Annotated in this window: 21 protein-coding genes; 6 read left to right on the forward strand and 15 right to left on the reverse strand. The window is 66.9% G+C overall.

The window, feature by feature from the left end:
- Window positions 1-154: 154 nt before the first annotated feature.
- Window positions 155-1,390 carry an MFS transporter gene (locus AB3G45_RS18880; protein WP_367831995.1) on the reverse strand — a complete coding sequence of 412 codons (1,236 nt, stop codon included), beginning with the start codon at window positions 1,388-1,390 and terminating at the stop codon, window positions 155-157.
- Window positions 1,391-1,689: 299 nt separating this feature from the next.
- Between AB3G45_RS18880 and AB3G45_RS18885 the strand changes: the two genes are divergently transcribed.
- Window positions 1,690-2,682: a magnesium transporter CorA family protein gene (locus AB3G45_RS18885; RefSeq protein ID WP_367831996.1), complete on the forward strand. Its 993-nt coding sequence runs from the start codon at window positions 1,690-1,692 to the stop codon at window positions 2,680-2,682.
- A 6-nt stretch (window positions 2,683-2,688) separates the two neighbouring features.
- Here the strand turns inward: AB3G45_RS18885 and AB3G45_RS18890 are convergent, their stop codons facing one another.
- From AB3G45_RS18890 to AB3G45_RS18900, 3 genes are all read right to left on the reverse strand, one after another.
- Window positions 2,689-3,534 carry an MOSC domain-containing protein gene (locus AB3G45_RS18890; RefSeq protein WP_367831997.1) on the reverse strand — a complete coding sequence of 282 codons (846 nt, stop codon included), beginning with the start codon at window positions 3,532-3,534 and terminating at the stop codon, window positions 2,689-2,691.
- 80 nt (window positions 3,535-3,614) lie between these two features.
- On the reverse strand, window positions 3,615-4,268 hold the full coding sequence (locus tag AB3G45_RS18895; protein WP_367831998.1) for an HD domain-containing protein: 654 nt from the start codon (window positions 4,266-4,268) through the stop codon (window positions 3,615-3,617).
- 34 nt (window positions 4,269-4,302) lie between these two features.
- Complete coding sequence (locus AB3G45_RS18900) at window positions 4,303-7,128, reverse strand: DUF2339 domain-containing protein (protein WP_367831999.1); 2,826 nt, start codon at window positions 7,126-7,128, stop codon at window positions 4,303-4,305.
- A 163-nt stretch (window positions 7,129-7,291) separates the two neighbouring features.
- Between AB3G45_RS18900 and AB3G45_RS18905 the strand changes: the two genes are divergently transcribed.
- On the forward strand, window positions 7,292-7,822 hold the full coding sequence (locus tag AB3G45_RS18905; protein WP_367832000.1) for an alkaline phosphatase PhoX: 531 nt from the start codon (window positions 7,292-7,294) through the stop codon (window positions 7,820-7,822).
- A 22-nt stretch (window positions 7,823-7,844) separates the two neighbouring features.
- Here AB3G45_RS18905 and AB3G45_RS18910 read toward each other — a convergent pair whose 3' ends face one another.
- Window positions 7,845-8,354, reverse strand: a complete 510-nt coding sequence (locus AB3G45_RS18910) for a PaaI family thioesterase (RefSeq protein WP_367832001.1) — start codon at window positions 8,352-8,354, stop codon at window positions 7,845-7,847.
- Entirely contained in the window at window positions 8,351-9,115 is a 765-nt protein-coding gene (gene recO, locus AB3G45_RS18915; RefSeq protein WP_367832002.1) for a DNA repair protein RecO, read from the reverse strand. Before recO ends, AB3G45_RS18910 begins: the two co-directional genes overlap by 4 nt.
- 203 nt (window positions 9,116-9,318) lie before the next feature.
- On the opposite strand from recO, the gene AB3G45_RS18920 reads away from it, so the two are divergent.
- Window positions 9,319-10,050, forward strand: coding sequence for a L,D-transpeptidase (locus AB3G45_RS18920; RefSeq protein ID WP_367832003.1), 732 nt, complete (start codon window positions 9,319-9,321; stop codon window positions 10,048-10,050).
- 123 nt (window positions 10,051-10,173) lie between these two features.
- Here AB3G45_RS18920 and AB3G45_RS18925 read toward each other — a convergent pair whose 3' ends face one another.
- Window positions 10,174-10,662, reverse strand: a complete 489-nt coding sequence (locus AB3G45_RS18925; RefSeq protein WP_367832004.1) for an SRPBCC domain-containing protein — start codon at window positions 10,660-10,662, stop codon at window positions 10,174-10,176.
- Window positions 10,663-10,733: 71 nt separating this feature from the next.
- Here AB3G45_RS18925 and AB3G45_RS18930 point away from each other — a divergent pair, with 71 nt between their 5' ends.
- The gene (locus AB3G45_RS18930) at window positions 10,734-11,057 is read left to right on the forward strand and encodes an ArsR/SmtB family transcription factor (protein ID WP_367832005.1); all 324 of its coding nucleotides are present in this window, start codon (window positions 10,734-10,736) and stop codon (window positions 11,055-11,057) included.
- Window positions 11,058-11,086: 29 nt separating this feature from the next.
- Here AB3G45_RS18930 and bla read toward each other — a convergent pair whose 3' ends face one another.
- Together bla and AB3G45_RS18940 are read right to left on the reverse strand one after the other, a co-directional pair.
- The gene (gene bla / locus AB3G45_RS18935; protein WP_367832006.1) at window positions 11,087-11,980 is read right to left on the reverse strand and encodes a BKC/GPC family carbapenem-hydrolyzing class A beta-lactamase; all 894 of its coding nucleotides are present in this window, start codon (window positions 11,978-11,980) and stop codon (window positions 11,087-11,089) included.
- A gap of 144 nt (window positions 11,981-12,124) precedes the next feature.
- Complete coding sequence (locus AB3G45_RS18940; RefSeq protein WP_367832007.1) at window positions 12,125-14,434, reverse strand: Tex family protein; 2,310 nt, start codon at window positions 14,432-14,434, stop codon at window positions 12,125-12,127.
- A gap of 229 nt (window positions 14,435-14,663) precedes the next feature.
- Here AB3G45_RS18940 and AB3G45_RS18945 point away from each other — a divergent pair, with 229 nt between their 5' ends.
- Both AB3G45_RS18945 and AB3G45_RS18950 read left to right on the forward strand, forming a co-directional pair.
- A complete protein-coding gene (locus tag AB3G45_RS18945; RefSeq protein ID WP_367832008.1) occupies window positions 14,664-15,713 on the forward strand; it encodes a spermidine/putrescine ABC transporter substrate-binding protein in 1,050 nt (349 codons plus the stop codon).
- A complete protein-coding gene (locus AB3G45_RS18950) occupies window positions 15,700-18,063 on the forward strand; it encodes a putative bifunctional diguanylate cyclase/phosphodiesterase (RefSeq protein ID WP_367832009.1) in 2,364 nt (787 codons plus the stop codon). The genes AB3G45_RS18945 and AB3G45_RS18950 overlap by 14 nt, the downstream gene beginning before the upstream one ends.
- A gap of 31 nt (window positions 18,064-18,094) precedes the next feature.
- Here the strand turns inward: AB3G45_RS18950 and era are convergent, their stop codons facing one another.
- From era to AB3G45_RS18980, 6 genes are all read right to left on the reverse strand, one after another.
- A complete protein-coding gene (gene era, locus AB3G45_RS18955; RefSeq protein ID WP_367832010.1) occupies window positions 18,095-19,039 on the reverse strand; it encodes a GTPase Era in 945 nt (314 codons plus the stop codon).
- Window positions 19,040-19,047: 8 nt separating this feature from the next.
- Window positions 19,048-19,767, reverse strand: a complete 720-nt coding sequence (gene rnc / locus AB3G45_RS18960; protein WP_367832011.1) for a ribonuclease III — start codon at window positions 19,765-19,767, stop codon at window positions 19,048-19,050.
- A complete protein-coding gene (gene lepB, locus AB3G45_RS18965) occupies window positions 19,764-20,507 on the reverse strand; it encodes a signal peptidase I (RefSeq protein ID WP_367832012.1) in 744 nt (247 codons plus the stop codon). The genes rnc and lepB overlap by 4 nt, the downstream gene beginning before the upstream one ends.
- 102 nt (window positions 20,508-20,609) lie before the next feature.
- Entirely contained in the window at window positions 20,610-21,011 is a 402-nt protein-coding gene (gene acpS / locus AB3G45_RS18970) for a holo-ACP synthase (protein ID WP_367832013.1), read from the reverse strand.
- The gene (locus AB3G45_RS18975; RefSeq protein ID WP_367832014.1) at window positions 21,008-21,601 is read right to left on the reverse strand and encodes a DUF2062 domain-containing protein; all 594 of its coding nucleotides are present in this window, start codon (window positions 21,599-21,601) and stop codon (window positions 21,008-21,010) included. Before AB3G45_RS18975 ends, acpS begins: the two co-directional genes overlap by 4 nt.
- 107 nt (window positions 21,602-21,708) lie before the next feature.
- A complete protein-coding gene (locus AB3G45_RS18980) occupies window positions 21,709-21,861 on the reverse strand; it encodes a DUF3563 family protein (RefSeq protein WP_367832015.1) in 153 nt (50 codons plus the stop codon).
- Window positions 21,862-21,883 lie beyond the last annotated feature (22 nt).

Below are 21,883 nucleotides of genomic sequence, written 5' to 3' on the forward strand. Positions count from 1 at the left end.
CCGCCGCCCTTCGGCGGAAAGGCTATTTTGCTCAATTTGAGCATAATAGCTCCAAAACAAAACCGGCATTGCCGGTGGTTCAGATTTAGAAACTTTTGTGACGGTTTGCAAGGAGCCCCGACCGAATTCCTTCGGGCGGGGCAAAGGGTCCGGATCAGGCGGAGGCCGGGCGTGCGACGCCCCTCTCCTCGATCGGCCAGTGCACGATGGCCGCGAAGATGCCGAGCGCCGCGCCGAGCCACCAGACGGGATCGTAGGTGCCGAAATGGTCGTAGAGATAGCCGCCCATCCACACGCCGAGGAACGAGCCGACCTGGTGCGAGAAGAAGACGATGCCGCCGAGCAGGCCGAGATGCTTCGTGCCGAACATGATGGCGACGAGGCCGTTGGTCGGCGGCACGGTGGAAAGCCAGAGCAGGCCCATGACGATGGCGAAGACGATGACCGAGGCCGGCGACTTGGGCAGGAGGATGAAGGCCGCCACCGCGACCGAGCGGGCAAGGTAGATATAGGCGAGGAAATAGGGCTTCGAATAGCGCTGGCCGATGAAGCCGGCGGCGAGCGAGCCGATGATGTTGAAGAAGCCGATCAGCGCCAGCGCGATGACGGCATAGCGCGCATCGATGCCGATATCGCCGAGATAGGCCGGGAAATGCGCGGTGATGAAGGCGACCTGGTAGCCGCAGACGAAGAAGCCGGCGACCAGCAGCAGGTAGCTGCGATGGCCGAGCGCCTCGCGCAGCGCCTCGCCGATGGTCTGCTTGTATTCGCTCGCCGCCGTGATGCCGGAGGAGGAATTGCCGCGCAGCGGGATGGCGATGAGCGGCACGACGAGCATCAGCATGCCGAGATAGACGAGGCTGTCCGACCAGCCATAGGCGCTGATGAGGCCCTGCGAAAGCGGCGCGAAGAGGAACATGCCGGCCGAGCCCGCCGCCGTGCAGATGCCGAAGGCCATGGAGCGCTGGTCGGGCGTCACATTGCGCGCGAAGGCCGACAGCAGGATGCCGAAGGAGCCCGCGCCGACGCCGAGCCCCACCAGCACGCCCCCGCCGACATGCAGCCAGAGCGGCGAGGTGCCGAGCGACATGAGGACGAGGCCGAGCGCATAGACGAGGCCCGAGACGAGCAGCACGCGCCAGGTGCCGAACTTGTCGGCGATGGCGCCGAAGAACGGCTGGCTGACGCCCCAGGCGAGGTTCTGCAGCGCCATGGCAAGGCCGAAGGTCGTGCGATCCCAGCCGGTATCCTGCAGCATGGGAAGCTGGAAGAAGCCCATGGCGGAGCGCGGGCCGAAGGTGAGCACGGCGATCAGCGAGCCGGCGAGAATGATGAGCCACGGCATGGGCCGGCTGGCGGCAGGTGCCGCAACGACGGATGGGGTGGACATGGTGCGTCTCCGGGATTGAATGGCCGGAACCTACGCCGGGCCATGCATTAACAAAAGCAAATTTAATTGACCGGACAATCAGCCGGATTGATAAAACAGCGCTTTTTCAGCGACAGGCTTGTGTGCTTGACGCGGCAGGAATTTAGGCGCATGCCCGCGCCGGCGTCATACGGCGCCAACCGAACCCGGATAAGACCATGGACCCCGACAGTCGACTATCGAGAGCAATCGAGCGACCTATCCGGTAGGAGGCCTGCGGCTTCGCTCCGGATGGCGAGAATGCCTCCAAGGAGCAAAGCATGCTGCACATCTATGCCCGCAGGGCGGACCGCTTCTGCCTGCGCGAAATTTCCAACCCGGCCATCGAACAGGCGATCTCGCCTGCCCTCTGGTATGACCTCCTCAGCCCGACACCGGAAGAGGTGAAGGACGTCGAGGCGGCGCTGCGCATCACCATCCCGACGCGCGAGGAGATGGAGGACATCGAATTGTCCGCCCGCCTCTACCAGGAGGACGGCGCCGAATTCATGACGATGACGGCGCTCACCAATCTCGACGGCGACGAGCCGGCCAAGATGCCGGTGACTTTCATCCTCGCCGGCCCGACGCTGGTGACGGTGCGCCATGCGGATGCAAAACCCTTCGCGACCTTCTGCAACCGGGCGCTGCGCGGCAACGGCCACAGCTACGAGACCGGCGAGGACGTGATGCTCGGCGTCATCGAGGCGGTCATCGACCGCATGGCGGACGTGCTGGAACGGCTCGGCAACGAGATCGACGGCATCTCGCGCGAGATTTTTCGCAGCAAGTCGGGTTCTTCCACCAAGAAGACGCGGAACCTGGAGGCGCTGATCGAGCAGCTCGGCCGCAAGGGCGATTTCCTCTCCGGCGTGCGCGAAAGCCTCGTCAGCATCTCGCGCCTCGTCGCCTATCACGCGGCGGTGGAGAACCCGACCCACCGGCCGTCGAAGGACATCCGCCAGCTCGTCAAGCTCGTGCAGCGCGATGCCGCCTCGCTCGGCGACCATGCCGCCTTCCTTTCGGGCAAGATCAACTTCCTGCTCGACGCGACGCTCGGCCTCATCAACCTGGAGCAGAACCAGATCATCAAGATCTTCACCGTCGCCTCGGTCGTCTTCCTGCCCCCGACGCTGGTCGCCTCGGCCTACGGCATGAACTTCGAGCTGATGCCGGAGCTGCAATGGACCTTCGGCTACCCTTATGCGATCGGCCTGATGATTTTTTCCGCCCTGATGCCGTTCCTCTACTTCAAGCGGCGCGGGTGGGTTTAGGGCAATTCAGGCGCGCACCTTCATCGGCCAGCGCTCGCTGCGCGTCGTCGTCACGCGCACCTCGTCGCCGAGGCGGATCTCGCCCTCGCCGCGCGGCACGGCGTTCCAGCCGAAGAGCATGCCGGGCACGCGGCGGTCGGCGGACATGCGCTTTTCGGCAAGCCCCTGGATGGGGTTGCCCCCGATGCGCTCGCCGGTCATCTGGTCCTGCGTGGTCATGATGCAGCGGGCGCAGGGTTTGACGAAATCGAAGGCGATGCCGCCCACCTCGATCGTCTGCCAGAAATCCTCCGCCCAGGGCTCCTCGCAGGAGACGAGGATGTTGGTGCGGAAGCGGTCCATGCCGACGGGTTCCTGGCCCGTGGCGACCAGCGTGCGGTTGAGGTCGGCGAGCGAGCCGGTGGTCGTCACGAGGATGGGGAAACCGTCGGCGAAGGCGACCGGCGCCGGGCTGCCGGCCCATTCCTCGCCCTCCAGCCGCGCGGCCGCGGCATCCATGTGCACCAGCCTGACCGGGCGCGCCAGCCAGTCCGACAGGACGTCGTTGACGGCCTCGTCGGCGACCGCGGCGTTGACCGGGCTGTCCCAGATCGTCACGTCGAGGCGGTCCTCGGGATCGAAGCTGGCGAGAAGCTGGCGGCCCTCCATTTCGAGGTGCAGGCTGTCGCCCACCGCCGTCGCCTCGACTCGGGCCAGCGCCTGCAGTTCGCGCTGGGTGATGAACCGGCCGTCCGGCTCGACGACCATGAAGCGCCGGTCGCCGGCAAGGCCGTCGAGGCGCACCGCCGCGCTTTCGACGGGAATGGCCCGGCCGCTCTTCAGCGGGTGAATGTTGAGACCCTCGACCTTCATGTGGGCGACCTTTCCTTAAAACGTTGATTCAACGGCCTGCCGGAGAGATTCAATGCGGCGGCACAAAGCCATGTTCTTCTTCAGATTTCATCCAGCAGCATGGCGCGGATCGCCCTCAGGCGCTCCGTCCGCTCCCCTGCCATGCGCGCGCCCGCCGCCGTCTGGAACCCTTCCGCCAGCTTGAACAGCTTGACCTCGAAATGATCGATGGCGAAGGCCTTGTCGTCGAGCGGGCGGTTTTCGCCGAGCGGGTCCAGCGGATCGTAGAGGCCGCTGCCCATGCGGCCGGCAATGTAGAAGCAGCGCGCCGCGCCGATCATGCCGATCGCGTCGAGCCGGTCGGCATCCTGCAGGATTCTTGCCTCCAGCGTCTGCGGGGCGAGACTGGCAGAAAAGCTGTGCGTGAGGATGGCATGGGCGACGGCGGCCACGTCCCCCTCGCTCCAGCCCTCGGCGGCAAGCAGGCCGGCAGCCTTCTCGGCGGCAAGGCGCGAGGCCTCGGCGCGCAGCGGCGAGTTCTTCTCCACCGCCACGCAATCGTGCAGCAGCACGGCGGCCGCCAGCAGCCGCGGGTCGCCGCCCTCTTCCGCCTGGATGCGGCGCGCGCTCTTCCACACGCGGATGAGGTGCGCGGCATCGTGCGAGCCGTCATCGGCGGAGAAGGCCTGCGGCAGCAGGCGCTCGGCAAGCGGCCCGAGGGGCGAGAAGGCGGCGGCGAGGCAGGCAAAGGTCATGGACGATCCATCATTGATCGCCCTGACTAGCCTGTCACGCCTTTGCGTTCAATTCCGCCTTTTCGCCGGTCCCGGATTTTCCCGAGAGGATCTTCTGGTAGAACAGGCCGATGCCGATCAGCACCGCCCCGAGGCCGATGAAGGAGAGCGCCCTGAGGATGCCTTCGAGATTGGCCATGTCGATCAGGAAGACCTTGACCACCGCGATCAGGACGAGGCCGGCGGAGGCAAGGCGGATGCTCCTGGAATCGACCCTTGAGCCGACCGCCAGCAGCAGCACGCCGAGCAGCAGCCAGACGACCGAATAGGTATAGGTCTCCGGCTGGAGGAAGCCCTTCCAGTCGGCGATGCCCTCGCCGTGCCAGTAGCGGCGCACGCTGAGCGTGACCCAGGCGAAGGCGAGCGCCACGCCGGTCAGCGCCAGCATGATCACGTAGGGCATCGGCCGCCGGCCGCGTGCATGAAGAGCAAGGCCGCCATAGGCGATGCCCGGCAGCAGGTAGCCGACGAGGAGAAGGTCGACAAACGGCCATTTGGCGAGCAGTTCGCCGGTGAAATAGGGGTTGAGGCCGATGAAATGGGCGCTGAGGATCGACAGGACCGAGAGCCCGCCGACCGCCATGGAACCGTAGCGGAAGACCGGGCTCGGCGATTTCAGGTCGAGCGACATCAGGATCGCCGAAGCGCCGATGACCAGGAGCGTATAGATCGACTGCTCGCCGAGCGTCGGCACGGAACTGTCGAGCACGCCGCCGTTCATGCCGTGCCGCACGAGGATCGCCGCCGTCAAAAGCAGGAAGAGGCCGGCGAGCGCCTGCAGGAGATTGCGGATGCGCTCGCCCGGCCAGCGGCGCAGTTCGAAGGCCGAGAGCGCAAGCAGAGCGGCCGGGATGCCGTAACCGGCGAGCAACTGGTTGAAGACCGGCGTCCTGGAAAGGTTCGCCGCGCCGACGATGGTCGGCTCCCAGCCGATGCGGCCGGCGACGATCGCGCCCGCCCCGGCCATCAGCCAGGGCAGGACCGGCCAGCGGCGAAGGCGCGTCGCAAAGACGGCCGCCGCCCCGAGGACCGCGATGCCGAGCGTCGTGGCAAGGCCGTCCGTCATGGCATGCAGCGCCAGTACGAGGAAGGCGAAGCCGCCGGAAACGAGCGCCCATTGCGGAACGAAGAGACCGCCCTCCTCCGCCCGCCCGCGCGAAAAGGCCTCCGCGGCGCCGAAGAAGGCAAGGCCGAGCGCCACGGCGAGGAGACCATGCTTCAGGTCGAAGGATAGGTTGCCGAAATGAAGGAAGCTCAGGGCGAGGATGGCGAAGGGAACCGCCGGGGCGATAAGGCTCCAGAGCGCGGCGAAGACGGATGAGCCGGCCATGCGCAGGCGCACGCCCGCAAGGCCGACCGCGGCATAGAGGACGGCAAGGGCCAGCAGCAGGTCGACCGGCACGGTGCCGAGCACCGGCACTGGCAGCGCCGAAGCCCCCTCCAGCGTCGGCGGGGCCAGCGCGGAGAAATCGTCGAACAGGCCGCCGGGCCGGATCGTCATCGCGCCGACGCCGACCACCGCGGGGATGGCGGAAAAGAGCGCCGGATAGACCGCCCAGCCGCGCAGCGCGCCGAGAAGGGCGAGCGCCATCACGATCGCGGCGAAAGCGTAATCCGCCCGGGCAAGCGCCGGCACGGCATGGGCAAGGCCCAGTGCCGGGAAGGTGAGCGCCAGGGCGCCGGTCAGCGAGACGGCGACGGCCGGCGGAGCGAACAGGCGGTCCAGTGGATCGGCGGACGCGGCGCCCGTCGCGGGCGGCACGTCGTCCGCCGTGATCGCGCCCGGCCAGACGACGCCGTGGCCGATGGCGAGGACGAGCATGGCGAGGAGCACGGGCAGGACCTCGACCGTGCTGGCCCCGGAGAGGTAGAGCAACGCCCAGAGCGCCATGCCGGCATTGGCGAGCGCCGGCACGACCTGCCAGCGGCGGATGCGCGCAGCAGTGAAGGTGGCGAGCCAGGCGACGGAGAGGAAGCCGAAGAGGCCCCATGCGCTCGGCTCCTCGGTGGCGACGAGCGCGGGCGTCACGAGAGAGGCCAGAAGGCCGAGGCCGGCGAGCGCCTGACCGTGCAGGAGCGACAGGCCGAGCGTCACGAAGGCGACGGCGGCCAGCAGCACGAAGGCGGCCAGCGGGCCGAAATAGCCGTAGAAGGCGTAGCAGACATAGGTGACGGCAAAGAGCGTCGTGGTGCCGGCGGCGGTCAGCACGCCCGGGATCATGGCGTTCTGGAAGGCATTGGCGATGACCGGCAGGGTGCGGCGGCGCACGAACTCGCCGACCGCCATCAGGACGAGGCCGAAGACGGCGGCCAGCGACAGCCGAACCGCCGGGCTGAGCAGCCCCGCCTCGATGGAATACTTGACCATGAAGATGCCGCCGAGCGCCAGCGCGATGCCGCCCACCCAGACGGCCCAGCGCGCGCCGATGCGGCTTTCGAAGCTCTCCTTCGGCTTTGCCGCGGGAACGGCGGAGGCCGTCGCGACCGCTTCGTCCGCCACCTCGCCCTCGCTTGCGGTAACCGTTTCGGCCGGCGTGCCACCGAAGATCGCCCGGCCCTTGCCGGCCTCGGCCGCCGCTACCGTGGCCCAGGGGCTGGCGAAATCCGCCGGCGTCTCCTCTTCGGCCGCGTCCTCGCGAAGGACCTCAGCCGTTTCGGCCGCCGCCGTCTCGGCCGGCAGGTCGACGCCGCCGGCCTTCAGCGCCTCGACCTCGCGCTTCAGCCGCAGAACCTCCTCGCCGAGCTTCTGTGCGCTGTTTCGCGATGCATTGAGGGTATAGAGCGCCAGGCCGATCGCGACCAGGGAGAGGATTTCGAGCATTGCGACTCCAACACGGGCATTGTCCGGGCGCGGACACTACCCGGTTTTTTTCAAAGTCCAAACGGGGTTACGTTTGAGGCCGGCGTTCTCTTCGGCTTGTCGCACGGTTTTCATGCAAGGCGGGCACAATGGCCTCTTTATCGATGCCAGCCCGGAGCGCGCCATGTCCCAGATCCTTCGCAACGCCGACGTCCCGCAGGCGGACCGGCGGCCCAAGGACGGCTTCGGCCCTGCATATGCCCTCGCCTGCCGCGTAGAGAGGGATAGCCGCACGGTCACTTATTGCAGCGATGGCGGGCACCTCTACAAATTCGTCGCGAACCGCGCCCGGCTGGCCGACGGCCGGAAAGGCCTCGATGACGGCACCCTCCATGTCGCGCATTTTTCGGCCGACGACGAGGAGGACTGGATGCCCGTCGCGTTCGGCGCGGCGCCGCTGGTGATGGAAAACGGCACGCTGACATGGAGGCCGGTTGCGGCCCGGCCGGGGGACATCCGGCCCGAAACGCCCCGTCCCACCCGCCTGGACGGCCTCCGGGCCGTGGCGGCGGACGCGCGGGCCGGCACGGTCCGCCTCCGGCTGTCCGGCGAGAGCGACCGGTTCAGCCATGTCGTCGAGATCATCGAAGCCGGCGGCGACTTCGCCGCGGCGCGCGCGCGCTGGGAAGTGCTTTCCACCCGAACCGGCCGGTGACAGGCCCGGGGGCGAACGCACTTCAGCGCGTCAGGTTCTCGATCGGGAAGATCGCGCAGGTCTCCGTGCCGTGGGCGAGCAGCTTGCCGCCGCCATCGCGCAGCCAGGCCTCGGACGTGGCGATGGTGCGGCCGCGATGCACGATCCTGCCCTCGCAGAACACCTCCCCCATGCCCGGCAGGACGGGGCGCACGAGGTTCAGCTTGAACTCGATCGTCGTATAGGCCTCGCCCGGCCTGACGACGGAGAAGACGGCGCAGCCGAGCGCCGAATCCATCACCGTCGCCGTCCAGCCGCCATGCACCGTGCCGAGCGGATTGAGGTGGTCGGCCGACGGCAGGCCGGCAAAGACGACGCGCCCCTCCTCCACCTCCGTCAGGCTGAACGCCAGTGTCTTGGCCATCGGCGGGGCCGGCAGGTCGCCGGCCAGCATCGCCGCAAGCACCTTCAGCCCGCCGTCGCGCTTCACCACGTCGAGCGGCAGCGTGCCGACGCCGGCGACCGTCAGCCCCGGATAGATTTCGACCGTCATGCCTGCGCCTTTCGGGGTTCATCGTGCCGCGGCGTGCCGAGCGCCTTCAGCGCCGCCTGGATGAAGCCGTCGCGGGCGCTGGCAAGTTCCAGCCCGCGCGGTTCGCAGACATGGCGGTTGAGGAAGAAGGCTGTCAGCCGGAAGCCATCGGCAAGGGCGGCGGCATCGGCGGCGTGCCGGCTCTCGTCGCCGAGGAAGGCCGGCAGCGCCAGCATCTTGCCCGCCCAGGGCGCGCCGGCCGCGCGCGAGACGGCCCGGCCGGATTTCGGCGAGACATAGCAGAGGTCATCGCGCGTGCCGGTGGCGGCGCATTCGAGGAGGTCGAGGCCGAAGCCGAGATCGTTGAGCACGGCAAGCTCGAAGCGGATGAAAAGCTCCCCGGCATCGGCCGGCTCGTGCAGGTGATCGAGGATGACGGAAAGCGCCTCGTAGAGATGGGGATGCGGGTCGCGCTCCGGCAGGAAGCGAAGCAGCGCCGCCATGGCCTGCACGCCGTAGACGGCGGTCGCCGTCTCCATCAGCCGCCCGGCGCGCAGTTCCAGCGGCTCGAGGCGGAACTCGCCGAGATGCTCGTCGAGCCGCGCGCGCCAGGTGACGTCGACGGTATTGCCAGGCTGGAGCACCGGCTGCATGGCGCGCGAGCGCCCGCCGCGCACCATGCCGAGATGCCGGCCGCGGCTGCGCGTCATCACCTCCACGATCACCGAGCTTTCGCCGTGGCGCCGCACGCCGAGAACGATGGCTTCCTCACTCCATTGCATGGCCAAAGCCTTACGCCCTCGCCCGCGCGGGGGCAAGCGGCACGACCTGTGCGGCGGAACGACGCGTGGCCGTGGGGACACACCCAGGCCCTTGCCACAGTTCCGCTTTCTTCTCGCCCCGCCGATGCCCGCTTTGCCGACAAGAACCCGCGCAAGGCTTTCAAGCCGGATTTCAAAATCGAAGAACGACAGGTGCCCCCTTGATGTGTGTGTCCCGCGCCCGCGCTTTCGCGGCTCTCCGCCCCCTCGCCCTCCTTGCCCTTGCGGCGACGCTCGCAAGCTGCACCACCACCGCAAAGCCGGTGAAGAAGGGGCCGGACCCGATGCATGTCGCCATGTACGGGCCGCATCCGGAAGAGCGCTTTCCGCTGCCGGCGATGGACATCAGCAAGGTGAACCCGAAATATTTCCGCCAGCAGGTCGCCTACCGGACGGCGGAGCCGGCCGGCACCATCGTCATCGACACGCAGAACCGCTTCCTCTACCTCGTGCAGGGCGACGGCATGGCGATGCGCTACGGCATCGGCGTCGGCAAGGCCGGGCTGGAATTCGAGGGCGGCGCGCGCATCGGCCGCAAGGCGGAATGGCCGCGCTGGACGCCCACCCAGAACATGATCGCGCGCGAGCCGGAACGGAACCTGAAATGGGCCGACGGCGTGGAGCCGGGGCTGACCAACCCGCTGGGCCCGCGCGCGCTCTACCTCTACAAGGACGGCAAGGACACGCTCTTCCGCATCCACGGCACGTCCGAGCCCTGGTCGATCGGCAAGGCGGTGTCGAGCGGCTGCATCCGCCTGTTCAACCAGGACATCGTCGACCTCTACGGCCGCGTGCCGACCGGCAGCCGCGTCGTCGTGCTGCAGCACCAGGCGCCGGCCGACCAGCCTGTGCCGATGGCCGCCGCCGACGGCCTGACCCCGCCCGCCGCCATCTGAGGCATTTTTTTTGCAGGACGGCCTTGGGGCGGCTGCATCGGCCTGAAGGCCCCTCCCCACAAAGGGGAGATGCCGGCAGGCAGAGGGGGTTTCCCCTGGAAAAGCGACGCGGCGCCTCCCCTCTCAAGTGAAGTCCTGCTGCTCGGAAGCGACGACGCCCTTGAGCTCGCTCGGGTAATAGCCCTCGCGCAGGTTGATGCCGTATTCGACATAGGCCTTCAAGCAGGCCAGCATCTGCGACCAGCCCTCGCAGTTCATGTAGGACGATTTCTGGCCGCGGGCGTTGTCGCGCCAGCCGGTCTCGGCGATGGTCACCATCGTGCCGCCGTCCTCCAGCGGCTTGAAGCGCATCTCGACGCGCGTCTTGTAGGGCGCCTCCCCCTCATCCACCATGGCATCCCAGCGCAAGACGATCAGCGCGTTCTCCTCCACCCTGTCGACGATGACCGGGGCCATGCCCCACCAGGTGACCTTCGTGCCCTCGACCAGCGGGGCGCTCGCCCCGCCGATGGTGGTGAAGTAGCCGCTGAGCTTTTCCGGATTGACCACCGCGTCGAACACCTCGGCGACCGGCCTGCCGATGCGCCCGTTCACACGAAATTCCAGCGTCATGCCGTCCTCCTCCTGGGCGCACGGCCCCTCTCGATCTTGTCTGCCGCCAAAATATGTTATAAAAACATAACATGTCAAGCGAATCGAAAGAGGACGCCGTTTTCAAGGCGCTGGCCAACGGCAAACGGCGGCAAATGCTGGATGCGATCAAGGATGCGCCGCTGACGACGGGCGCGCTGTGCGAGCGTTTCGCGGAGATGGACCGCTGCACGGTCATGCAGCATCTGAAGGTGCTCGAGGAAGCCGACCTCATCGTCGCCCGCCGCGAGGGGCGCGAACGCTGGAACCACCTCAATGCCCTGCCGATCCAGGCGATCCACGACCGCTGGATCAGCCGGTATGCCGGCCATGCGATGAATGTTCTCTCCGCCCTCAAGGGCGAGCTGGAGGGCTGAAGCGCCGCCGCAAGGACGGCGCTCCCGTCTCAGACTTCGGCGGCGATGCGCCCGATCCCGGCGATGACGGCATTGCGCGCGTCGCCGGAAATGCCGGGGATTTCGCAGAAGGCGGCGACGATGACGGCGCCGCGGTCCGGCGACCAGGCGACGGCGACATCGTTGGCGTTTCCGGCCTTGTCGCCGTTCGTGCCGGTCTTGTCGCCGGTCATCCACCCGGCCGGGAAGCCGGCGCGCAGCCGCGTGTCGCCCGTCTTGTTCATCACCAGCCAGGCGGCAAGCTGCGCCTTCGAGCGGGCCGACAGCACCTCGGCGAAGAGCAGCCTGCGCAGCGTCTCCACCATGGCAGTCGGCGTCGTCGTGTCGCGCTCGTCGTCCGGCGCCTCATGATAGTTGAGCGTCGGCTCCGTGCGGTCGAGCCGCGTCACCGCATCGCCGAGGCCGCGCAGGAACGCCGTGACGGCCTTCGGCCCGCCCGAAGCGGCAAGCAGCAGGTTGGCGGCGGCATTGTCGCTGAGCGTGATCGTCGCCTCGCAGAGTTCGGCAATCGAGATGCCCTCCCCGCCGACACGTTTCTCCACCACCGGCGACCAGTCCACGAGGTCCGCTTCCTTCACCACGATGCGCCGGTCCAGCGTCTCCTCGCCCCGGTCCACCCGGGCGAGGATGTGGCCCGCCAGCAGCGCCTTGAAGGTGCTGCACATCAGGAAGCGTTCCTCCGTGCGATGGCCGAGCCGCGCGCCCGTCGCAAGATTTAGTATGGCAACGCCGATGCGTCCGCCATGGCGCGCCTCCAGCGCGGCGAGCCGTTCGGCAAGGTCCCCGCCGGCGGCAAGGCCGGTGCCGGCCGTCAGCGCGGAAACCGCGGGAACGGCAAGAAGGGCGCCGGCCATGGCCTGCCGGCGTGAAATCGTGATCGTCATGTCTGCTTTCCTGTCTGTCGGATACCGGCCGCGCCTTGCGGCCCGGCCCGTTTGCGCCCGCCCACGCCGCAACAATGGACGGCGGGGCGATTCAGGGCAAACGACGATTTCTGCCGGCAGCCATTAGGAAAACTGGGGCTCGCCTTATTTCCGCTTCATCGCCTCGGCCAGCGCCGCGCCGAACGCGCCCTGCGCGGGCGCCTGCTGCTTGGGCGCCGCCTGGCTGAATTTCGGCTTCATCTGGGCGTTACGGTCGCCGCGCGGGTCGTTGTCGCGGGCGGGCGGCGCGCCGCCGTCCTTGCGCATGGTGAGGCCGATCCGCTTGCGCGGCACGTCCACCTCGGTGACGCGCACCTTCACCACGTCGCCGGCCTTCACCACCTCGTGCGGGTCCTTGACGAAGCGGTCGGCAAGCTGCGAGACGTGCACGAGCCCGTCCTGGTGCACGCCGATATCGACGAAGGCGCCGAAGGCGGCGACGTTCGTCACCGTGCCCTCCAGCAGCATGCCGACCTTCAGGTCCTTGATGTCGTCGACGCCGTCGGCAAAGGTCGCGGTCCGGAATTCCGGGCGCGGGTCGCGGCCGGGCTTTTCCAGTTCGGCGAGGATGTCCTTGACCGTCGGCAGGCCGAAGCGCTCGTCGACGAACACCTTCGGGTCGAGCCTCTTCAGCGCCGCGCTGTCGCCCATCAGCGTGCGCACGTCCCGCCCGCAGGCCGCGACGATCTTCTTGGCGACGCCATAGGCTTCCGGGTGCACCGAGGAGGCGTCCAGCGGCTCCTTGCCGTTCGGGATGCGCAGGAAGCCGGCGCACTGTTCAAAGGTGCGCGCGCCGAGGCGCGGGACCTTCATCAGTTCCTTGCGGCTCGCGAACGGGCCGTTCGCATCCCGATGCGCGACGATCGCCTCCGCCGAGGATTTGCCAAGGCCGGAGACGCGGGCAAGCAGCGGCGCGGAGGCGGTGTTGAGGTCGACGCCGACGGCGTTCACCGCGTCTTCCACCACCGCATCCAGCGAGCGGGACAGCTTCCCCTGGTCGACGTCGTGCTGGTACTGGCCGACGCCGATCGACTTCGGCTCGATCTTCACCAGCTCGGCGAGCGGATCCTGCAGGCGGCGGGCGATGGAGACGGCGCCGCGCAGCGACACGTCGAGGTTCGGGAATTCGGCGGCCGCCGTCTCCGAGGCCGAATAGACCGAGGCGCCCGCCTCCGACACGATGACCTTGGTGGGTTTTGGCGCAGGAAGTTGTGCGAGCATGTCGGCGACCAGCCGTTCCGTCTCGCGGCTGCCGGTGCCGTTGCCGATCGAGATCAGTTCGACCTTGTGCTTGCGGATGAGGCTGGCGAGTTCCGCCTGGGTGCCGCGCACGTCGTTCTTCGGCGGGAAGGGATAGACCGTCGTCGTCTCCAGCACCTTGCCGGTATTGTCGATGACGGCGACCTTGACGCCGGTGCGGATCCCCGGATCGAGGCCCATCGTGGCGCGCGTGCCGGCAGGGGCTGCGAGCAAGAGGTCCTTGAGGTTGCGGGCGAAGACGTGGATCGCTTCCTCCTCGGAGCGTTCGCGCATCTCGCGCATCAGGTCGAGCGAGAGCGACATGGAGAGTTTCACCCGCCAGGTCCAGCCGATCACCTCGGCCAGCCACTTGTCGCCGGGCTTCGTGCCGATCGCGTAGAAGGAGGCGATGATGCGCTCCACCGGCTTCACCGTTTCGGTGCTGTCCTGATCGACGACGATGTCGACCGACAGGAACTCCTCGTTCCAGCCGCGCAGCATGGCGAGCGCCCGGTGGCCCGGCACCCTCGCCCAGCGTTCGGTATGGTCGAAATAGTCGGAGAACTTCGCGCCGGCCTCCTTCTTGCCCTCGACGACGCGCGCGCGCAGGAAGGCATTGTCCTTCATGTAGTCGCGCAGGCGCTTGAGGAGATCGGCATTTTCCGTGAACTGCTCGGCGACGATGTCGCGCGCGCCTTCCAGCGCCGCCTTGACGTCCGGCACCTCGGCGGAGAGGAATTTTTCGGCGAGTTCCGCCGGCACCGGCGCGCGGTCGGCGAGGATCTGTTCGGCGAGCGGGCCGAGGCCGCGCTCGCGGGCGATCTCCGCCTTGGTGCGCCGCTTGGGCTTGTAGGGCAGGTAGATGTCTTCGAGTTCCGCCTTGGTCGCGACGGCGGCGATCTTCGCGGCCAGCTCGTCCGTCAGCTTGCCCTGCCCCGAAATCGAATCGAGGATCGAGGCACGCCGCGCCTCCAGCTCCCGCAGATAGGTCAGCCGCTCGGACAGCGTGCGCAGCTGCGTGTCGTCGAGACCGCCCGTCACCTCCTTGCGGTAGCGCGCGATGAACGGCACCGTCGCTCCCTCGTCGATGAGCGCCACGGCGGCGGTAACCTGCGCGGCGGTCGCCTTGATCTCGGCGGCGATCAGGTTCGCGATCTTGAGCGGTGTCGGGGCCATGTCGGATTCCTCTGGGTTGGCGCGGCTGGCGACCATAGTGCGCGGCCGGCGGCAGGCCAACCGCAGGCCGGGCGGCGCGACGTCACGTCCACAATATATATCAAGGCTGGCGAATATGGCAGGAAAGCGCCAGGGTTGAACACCCGCTATGGCGGGCTTACAGGTTGTAACGCTTCATAAAGCCTTGCCGACTATCCTCACCCGACGTAACGGCAACGGGGCCTTCGGAATGCGCGGCGCTTTTCTTGCAGCAGTCTCACTGGCAGCATTCGCCACCGCGGATCCGGCACGCGCGGCAATGCTCAACCTGTTGATCTGGGAAGCTTATATCGACGAGCAGATCCTTGCCGACTTCACCGCCGAAACCGGCGTCGAGGTGCGCCAGACCTTCTACGACAGCGGCGACGTGCGCGACGAGGTCCTCGCCGACCCGAACAGCAACGTCGATGTCGTCGTGACCAACGAGAACGGCGCGCGGCTCTACGGCAACCGCGGCGTCATCGCCGTGCTCGACACCGGCAATGTGCCGTCTCTGAAGGACTATACGCAGGACTGGACGAGCCGCTGCGGCGGCTACGGCGTGCCCTATCTCTGGGGCACGATGGGTATCCTCTACCGCTCCGACAAGATCACGGCGGCACCGACCTCCTGGGCGGACATGATGAAGCCGGCCGAAAGCCTGCGCGGCCATATCGCGATGTACGACGACCACGCCGAGGCCTTCGTCGCGCCGCTCGTCCTGCTCGGCAAGTCGGTGAACGCCAACGACAACGAGACGCTGAAGGCCGCCTTCGAGCTGATGAAGGCGCAGGCTCCCTATGTGCTCACCTACGACTACGTCATCACCTCGATCCAGAGCGCCGACAAAGGCCCCGACATCCACATGGCGCTCGGCTACAGCGGCGACCAGTACACGCTGAACGACAAGGTCTCCGCGCCCGGCCTCTGGCGCTATGTCGTGCCGAAGGAAGGCACGCTCTCCTGGCTCGACTGCATCTCCGTCAGCGAGCGCTCGACCAACAAGGCCCTGGCGCTGCAACTGGTCGACTATATCAGCAATGCCGAGAACGGCGCCCGCAACGCCATCAAGCTCAACATGCCGACCGCCAGCTCCGCCGCCCTCGCCCTGCTGCCGGAAGACATGCGATCCAATCCCGAAATCTATGCCGCACCGGAAATCCTGGCCAAAAGCCAGTTTCAGGAGGAACTGACCGTGCAATCGGTCCAGGCCCGCCGCCGCATCATCAGCAGTCTGGCCCAGATCAGTGACGCTCGGTAAACGCGCCCTTTCCCTCATCTTCCCGGTCGTGCTCGCGGGCTACGTACTCGCCGCCTCCCTCATATACTACGTGCAGGGCTCCTCCATTCTCGGGCTGGAGCGGGCGCGTCTCTGGCAGCAGATGGGCCTTCTGACCGCCGTCTTCCAGAACGAGGTGACGCAGAACCGCAGCTTCATCTATTCGCTCGTCGAGGGCGGCGCGGTGCGCCTCTTCGTCAACGAGCCGGACGCCGCCTACCGCAACACCGCGCTCGGCGTGCGCCTGCAGCAGAGCATCACCTCGCTTTCCGACGACCGCAACCGCTTCATCTCCGTGGCGATCATCCGCCCGCCGCTGACGGTCGACTATTATTTCGAGGACAGCGACGATCCGTTCGCGGAAATCACCCCGCAGCAGATCGAGCATGCGCGGCAGGTGATCGACAGCCCGCGCCTGTCCTCCTGGAGCTACCTCGAAGCCGCCGGCATCGAACCGCTGATCGTGCATTCGGAATTCATCGACCCGCTGACCTTCAACCGCCCGGTCGCCAGCGCCAAGAGGGGCGCGATCCTCCTGCAGACCGCGGTGCGGCCAAAACTCTTCCTGGACATGAAGCGGGCGCTGGAGAAGGAATACGGCGCGACGATCGAGATCGGCCAGCACCAGTTTCTGGCGCAGGGCAGCCTTTCGGCCACCGCGACGCTCAGCCCCTCGCTCTTCGCCCGCCTGACGCCGGATCCGGCCTTCCTGAAGGAACGGCTGTGGACGCTGAAGTCGCTGCTGGCGCTCGGCGCCATCGCGCTCAGCCTGTGCACGATCATCCTCGTGCTCGGCCTGGTGCGCCGCTACATCACCAACCCCATCGCCCGGCTCGACCGCCAGCTCACCGACGTGATGACCGGCAACCGCAGCGCCCTGCCGGAGATGAACGAGATCGGCGAGATCGGCCGCCTCTCGGCCAACGTCAAGCGGCTGCACGACCATTCCATGCAGTCCTTCGACCTCGTGCAGAACGCCTCCTGGACCGACACGCTGACGGGCATTTCCAACCGCGAATATTTCAATATCCGCTCGACGCAGATCCTCGAAGAGGCAGCGGCCGAGGATATCGGCTGCACGCTGCTGTTCATCGACGTCGACAATTTCAAGTTCGTCAACGATAAGCACGGCCACAAGATCGGCGACGAGCTTTTGAAGACGCTGGCCGACCGCATCTCCGAAATCGTCGCGTGCGTCGTCGCCGAGCGCGGCCTGCCGGACGGGCTCTTCGCCCGGCTTTCCGGCGACGAATTCGCCATCATGCTGCGCTGCCAGCCGGGCAGCGGCACGATCACCGAGATGTCGGAAAAGATCCTTGCGCTCTTTGCCGAGGGCTTCGAGGTGCTGGACAAGGCCTATCCGGTCACCGCCAGCATCGGCATCGCGGTCTATCCGGAAGACGCGCGCACGCTGGCCGAACTCGTCGCCAATGCCGATGCCGCCATGTACCAGGCGAAATCCCAGGGCAAGAACGGCTCGGCCCGCTATTCCCGCTCCCTGCACGAGAAGCGCAACCGCCGGCGGCGCATCGAGGAGGAACTGCGCGTCCTCGACCCCGACCGCGAATTCCACCTCGTCTACATGCCGATCGTCGACGGGCACGGCAAGGTGACGGGCTGCGAGGCGCTCCTGCGCTGGACCTCGCCGGTGCTCGGCCGCGTGACGCCGGACGAGTTCATCCCGATCGCCGAGACGACCGGCCTCTTCAGCAAGATCGACTGGTGGGTGATCGACAAGGCGATGGCCGAATACGGGCAGATCCGCAAGCTGTTCGGCAGCCAGACGATCCTCTGCATCAACATCTCGTCCGCCGAACTCTACACGAAATCGATCAGCGACCATTTCTGCGACAGCGCCGACCGGCACGGCATCGATGCCCGCATGATCGAGATCGAGCTGACGGAGACCTTCGCCGTCAAGCTCGGCGAGCAGTCGCGCCGCAACATCGAGATCCTGCGCGCCCGCGGCTTCCGGATCTCCATCGACGATTTCGGCGCGGGCTACACCTCGGTGCAGCAGATCATCGAGTACCCGGCCGAGACCATCAAGCTCGACCGGGAGCTGGTCGAAAGCCTCACCCGCTCGGCGGCGCTGCCGACATTGCGCGCCCTCGTCGCGCTCTGCCATGCGCAGGACATGTCCGTCATCGCGGAAGGCGTCGACACGACCGAGAAGATGGCGCTGCTGGCCGCCGCGGGCTGCGACCTCTACCAGGGTTATCTCATCAGCCGCCCCCTCACCCTCGAGGAGATCGGCATCTGGGCGATGCAGCGGCTGGTGGAAAAGGCCCGCGAGGCGGCGCAGGCACCGGAGCGGCGGGTGCGGGCTTGATTAAGGTGGGCGAAAACACCCCCATAGCCACTCACGAGGTCGGGAAATCCAGGCCCATCTCGCGGAAGCGGGCCGGGTCGTCGCCCCAGTTCTCGCGCACCTTGACGAAGAGGAAGAGGTGCACGGGCTGTTCGAGGATCTCCGACAGTTCCTTGCGCGAGGCCATGGAGATCGCCTTGATGGCGTCGCCGTTCTTGCCGAGCGCGATCTTCTTCTGGCTGTCGCGCTCGACATAGATGACCTGCTCGATGCGCACCGAGCCGTCCTTGCGCTCCTCCCACTTCTCCGTCTCGACATGCGAGGAATAGGGAAGCTCCTGGTGCAGGCGCAGGAAGAGTTTTTCGCGCGTGATCTCGGCGGCGAGCTGGCGCATCGGCAGGTCGGAGATCTGGTCTTCCGGATAGTACCACGGGCCTTCGGGAAGCGCGGCGGCGAGATAGTCCATCACATCCTCGCAGCCCGAGCCGTTCAGCGCCGAGATCATGAAGGTGCGCTCGAATTTCACGACTTCATTCGCCGCTGCGGTGAGCTTCAAGAGGTCCTCCGGGTTCACCCGGTCGACCTTGTTGAGGACGAGGATCTTCGGCTGATGGACCTCCTTAAGGCCCTCCAGGATCGTCTCGGCGTCACCCTTCAGGCCCCGCTCGCTGTCGATCAGGAACATGATGAAATCGGCATCCTTGGCGCCGCCCCAGGCGGTGGTCACCATGGCGCGGTCGAGCCGACGGCGCGGCTTGAAGATGCCGGGCGTGTCCATGAAGACGATCTGCGCATTGTTGTGGATGGAGATGCCGCGCACGATGGCGCGCGTCGTTTGCACCTTGTGGCTGACGATCGACACCTTGGCGCCGACGAAGCGGTTGACGAGGGTCGACTTGCCGGCATTGGTCGCGCCGATCAGCGCGACGAAGCCCGAGCGGGTCGTGCCCTCACCGTTCGTGCTCTTCTCGGCGGGGTTTTCGTGTTCTTCGCTCATGATATCCGTCAATCCGCGGCTTGGCTCTTCGGCCAGACGCCTTCGCGTTCCAAAATCTTCGTCGCGGCCACCTGTTCGGCGGCCCGTTTCGATCGGTCGATGCCGGTTTCCGGCAAAACGCCCCGAATCTCCACCGTCACGGTGAAGCGGGGATCGTGATCCGGTCCCGAGCGCTCGTCCACCCTATAGCTCGGCGTCACGCCGAATTTGGCATGCGCCCATTCCTGCAATTCGGTCTTGGCGTCGCGCCGCGCGCCTTCCGCGCACGCCGCCCTGCCCTCCCAGTTGGAAAGGATGAAGCCGCGCGCCGCCTCCAGCCCGCCGTCGAGATAGATCGCGGCGATCAGCGACTCTACCACATCGGCCCTGACATTCAGCATGGCTTTTCCGGTGAGCTTCTTGACGTCCGCGCCGGTGCGGATGAAGCGGTGCAGGCCGAGATCGTCGGACACCGCCGCGCAGCTTTCCGCGCTGACGAGCTGGTTCAGGCGCACGGAAAGCTCGCCCTCCTTGGCCTCGCGAAAGGTGCGGAACAGCATTTCGGCGACGCACAGGCCCAGCACGCGATCGCCGAGAAACTCCAGCCGCTCGTAATTGCTGCCCTTGCCGGGCCGGGCGCTGGCATGGGTGATCGCCCGGTCGAGACGGTCCTTGTCGGTGAAGACATAGCCGATCAGCTCTTCGAGGGCCTTGCGGTTGACGTCGTTCAGCGGGATGGCGCCCTTCATTCCACGACCTTGAACAGGCGGTCCCAGCGCAGGTTCGTCGGCCATTTCCAGATCTCGCTGAAGGCCGTGTCATGGCCGAGCGAGAAGAAGATGAGGCTGGCGCGGCCGATCAGGTTCTCCGCCGGAACGAAGCCGACGTCGAAGCGGCTGTCGGCCGAGTTGTCGCGGTTGTCGCCCATCATGAAATAGTGGCCTTCCGGCACGATGAACTCGCGCGTGTTGTCGCCGACCGTGCCCGGGCGCGTGTCCAGCGTGTCGTAGGCGACGCCGTTGTCCATGGTCTCGCGGAAGACCGGCACGTCCTCGCCGGTGTCGTACTGGTCGTCCGCACGGAAGAAGCCGTTGTGATCGCGCTTGACCGGCACGCCGTTCACGTAAAGCTCGCTGTCGCGCACCTGGATGCGGTCGCCCGGCAGGCCGACGAGGCGCTTGATGTAGTCGATGTCGGGGTTCGGCGGGAAGCGGAAGACGACGATGTCGCCGCGCTCCGGTTCGCTCGCGAAGATGCGGCCGGAGAACAGGTTCGGCGAGAACGGCAGCGAATATTTCGAATAGCCGTAGGAGAACTTGTTGACGAAGAGATAATCGCCGACGAGCAGCGTCGGCATCATCGATCCGGAGGGAATGGTGAAGGGCTGGAAAAGCACGGTGCGGATCACGACGGCGAGCAGCAGCGCCTGGATGATCACCTTGACGTTTTCCCACAGGCCGCCTTCGGCCTTCTCAGTCTTCTCTGCCACGCCGGATCTGTCCTTATCTGCAAACATGGGGCCCTCTATAGAGGAAAGGTTGCGCGTTGGAAATCGTGTCGGTCAAAAAGTCGCCGCGCCGCGCCCGCCGCCTTAATCGGCGGGCAGAGCCTCGATGATCACGAAGGCCTGGGCGAGCGGGAAATCGTCCGTGATGGTGATGTGGATGCGCACCGCGTGGCCTTCCGGCGTCATCTGCTTCAGGCGTTCCAGCGCGCCGCCCGTCAGCTTCATGGTCGGCTTGCCGCCCGGCAGGTTGACGACGCCCATGTCCTTCCAGAAGACGCCCTGCGCCAGCCCCGTGCCGAGCGCCTTGGAACAGGCCTCCTTGGCGGCGAAGCGCTTGGCGTAGGAGGCGGCGCGGTTCCTGCGCCCGTCGGATTTCGCCTGCTCGATTTCGGTGAAGCAGCGCCGGGTGAACCGCTCGCCGAACCGTTCCAGCGACTTCTCCACCCGGCGGATGTCGATGAGGTCGCTGCCGATGCCGATGATCATGAGGCTTTGTCTCCGGGGGAAAGGACGGGATGGGCGCCCGCAAGGCCGGCGCGCCCGAGGAGGCGCGCATGCCGCCGCGCCTTGAAGGAGCGCACGGCAAAGCGCGTGAGGCCATAGGCGAGCACGGCCGCCGCCGCGCCGAGAAGGCCGGCGCCGACCAGCATGGGCTTCAGGACGGGCTGCCAGAGTTCGGACAGTTGCAGATGCTCCAGCCGGTGGAAGAGTTCGGCCGCCGTCACCGCTTCGGCGGACTTGATGCCGATGAGCGCCTCGCCGACGCGGAAGGTCGCGAGCGCGATGAGCGGAATGGTCAGCGGATTGGCGATGGTGGTGGCGAGCGCTGCGGCGAGCAGGTTGCCGGCCATCAGATAGGCGAGCGCCAGCGCCAGGACGACATGGAAGCCGAGGAGCGGCGTGAAGGCGGAAAAGGTGCCGGCGGCGACACCGGCAGCCACCGCATGCGGCGAGGCGGACAGGCGCAGGATGCGCTTGGCGAGGTAGCGCGCGGGACGCGTGAACCCCTTGCGCGGCCAGAAGAATTCGCGCAATCGGCCAAGCCAGCCGGCCTTCTTTCGGCGTCGGAACAACATGGCCCAGACATAGCCGATCCGTTGATGGCATTTCAATGGCGCCCTCAAGGCGCCACACGCCGGCGGGCGCCGTGGCGCAGCGGCTGCGCCACACGGACCGGGGGGACTTAGTAGGACTTGCGGAAGAGGCCGCGGTCGATCTGACGCTGGCGGTATTCCAGGTCGATCCGGTCGATGGCGCCGTTGAGGTAGGCCATTTCGCGGTCTTCGGGGGTGGGGACGCGCAGGGCGCGGGTGAAATTCCTGATCTGCTTCAACATTGGTAAACCTCTTTCGGTTGAC

This window comes from Shinella sp. S4-D37, from assembly GCF_040812195.1.
GTDB lineage: Bacteria > Pseudomonadota > Alphaproteobacteria > Rhizobiales > Rhizobiaceae > Shinella.

What these genes read in the sequence shown, in the direction of transcription:
- AB3G45_RS18880 (WP_367831995.1), bottom strand. Translation starts at nt 1,390, where the DNA reads ATGTCCACCCCATCCGTCGTTGCGGCACCTGCCGCCAGCCGGCCCATG.
- AB3G45_RS18885 (WP_367831996.1), top strand. Translation starts at nt 1,690, where the DNA reads ATGCTGCACATCTATGCCCGCAGGGCGGACCGCTTCTGCCTGCGCGAA.
- AB3G45_RS18890 (WP_367831997.1), bottom strand. Translation starts at nt 3,534, where the DNA reads ATGAAGGTCGAGGGTCTCAACATTCACCCGCTGAAGAGCGGCCGGGCC.
- AB3G45_RS18895 (WP_367831998.1), bottom strand. Translation starts at nt 4,268, where the DNA reads ATGACCTTTGCCTGCCTCGCCGCCGCCTTCTCGCCCCTCGGGCCGCTT.
- AB3G45_RS18900 (WP_367831999.1), bottom strand. Translation starts at nt 7,128, where the DNA reads ATGCTCGAAATCCTCTCCCTGGTCGCGATCGGCCTGGCGCTCTATACC.
- AB3G45_RS18905 (WP_367832000.1), top strand. Translation starts at nt 7,292, where the DNA reads ATGTCCCAGATCCTTCGCAACGCCGACGTCCCGCAGGCGGACCGGCGG.
- AB3G45_RS18910 (WP_367832001.1), bottom strand. Translation starts at nt 8,354, where the DNA reads ATGACGGTCGAAATCTATCCGGGGCTGACGGTCGCCGGCGTCGGCACG.
- recO (WP_367832002.1), bottom strand. Translation starts at nt 9,115, where the DNA reads ATGCAATGGAGTGAGGAAGCCATCGTTCTCGGCGTGCGGCGCCACGGC.
- AB3G45_RS18920 (WP_367832003.1), top strand. Translation starts at nt 9,319, where the DNA reads ATGTGTGTGTCCCGCGCCCGCGCTTTCGCGGCTCTCCGCCCCCTCGCC.
- AB3G45_RS18925 (WP_367832004.1), bottom strand. Translation starts at nt 10,662, where the DNA reads ATGACGCTGGAATTTCGTGTGAACGGGCGCATCGGCAGGCCGGTCGCC.
- AB3G45_RS18930 (WP_367832005.1), top strand. Translation starts at nt 10,734, where the DNA reads ATGTCAAGCGAATCGAAAGAGGACGCCGTTTTCAAGGCGCTGGCCAAC.
- bla (WP_367832006.1), bottom strand. Translation starts at nt 11,980, where the DNA reads ATGACGATCACGATTTCACGCCGGCAGGCCATGGCCGGCGCCCTTCTT.
- AB3G45_RS18940 (WP_367832007.1), bottom strand. Translation starts at nt 14,434, where the DNA reads ATGGCCCCGACACCGCTCAAGATCGCGAACCTGATCGCCGCCGAGATC.
- AB3G45_RS18945 (WP_367832008.1), top strand. Translation starts at nt 14,664, where the DNA reads ATGCGCGGCGCTTTTCTTGCAGCAGTCTCACTGGCAGCATTCGCCACC.
- era (WP_367832010.1), bottom strand. Translation starts at nt 19,039, where the DNA reads ATGAGCGAAGAACACGAAAACCCCGCCGAGAAGAGCACGAACGGTGAG.
- rnc (WP_367832011.1), bottom strand. Translation starts at nt 19,767, where the DNA reads ATGAAGGGCGCCATCCCGCTGAACGACGTCAACCGCAAGGCCCTCGAA.
- acpS (WP_367832013.1), bottom strand. Translation starts at nt 21,011, where the DNA reads ATGATCATCGGCATCGGCAGCGACCTCATCGACATCCGCCGGGTGGAG.
- AB3G45_RS18975 (WP_367832014.1), bottom strand. Translation starts at nt 21,601, where the DNA reads ATGTTGTTCCGACGCCGAAAGAAGGCCGGCTGGCTTGGCCGATTGCGC.
- AB3G45_RS18980 (WP_367832015.1), bottom strand. Translation starts at nt 21,861, where the DNA reads ATGTTGAAGCAGATCAGGAATTTCACCCGCGCCCTGCGCGTCCCCACC.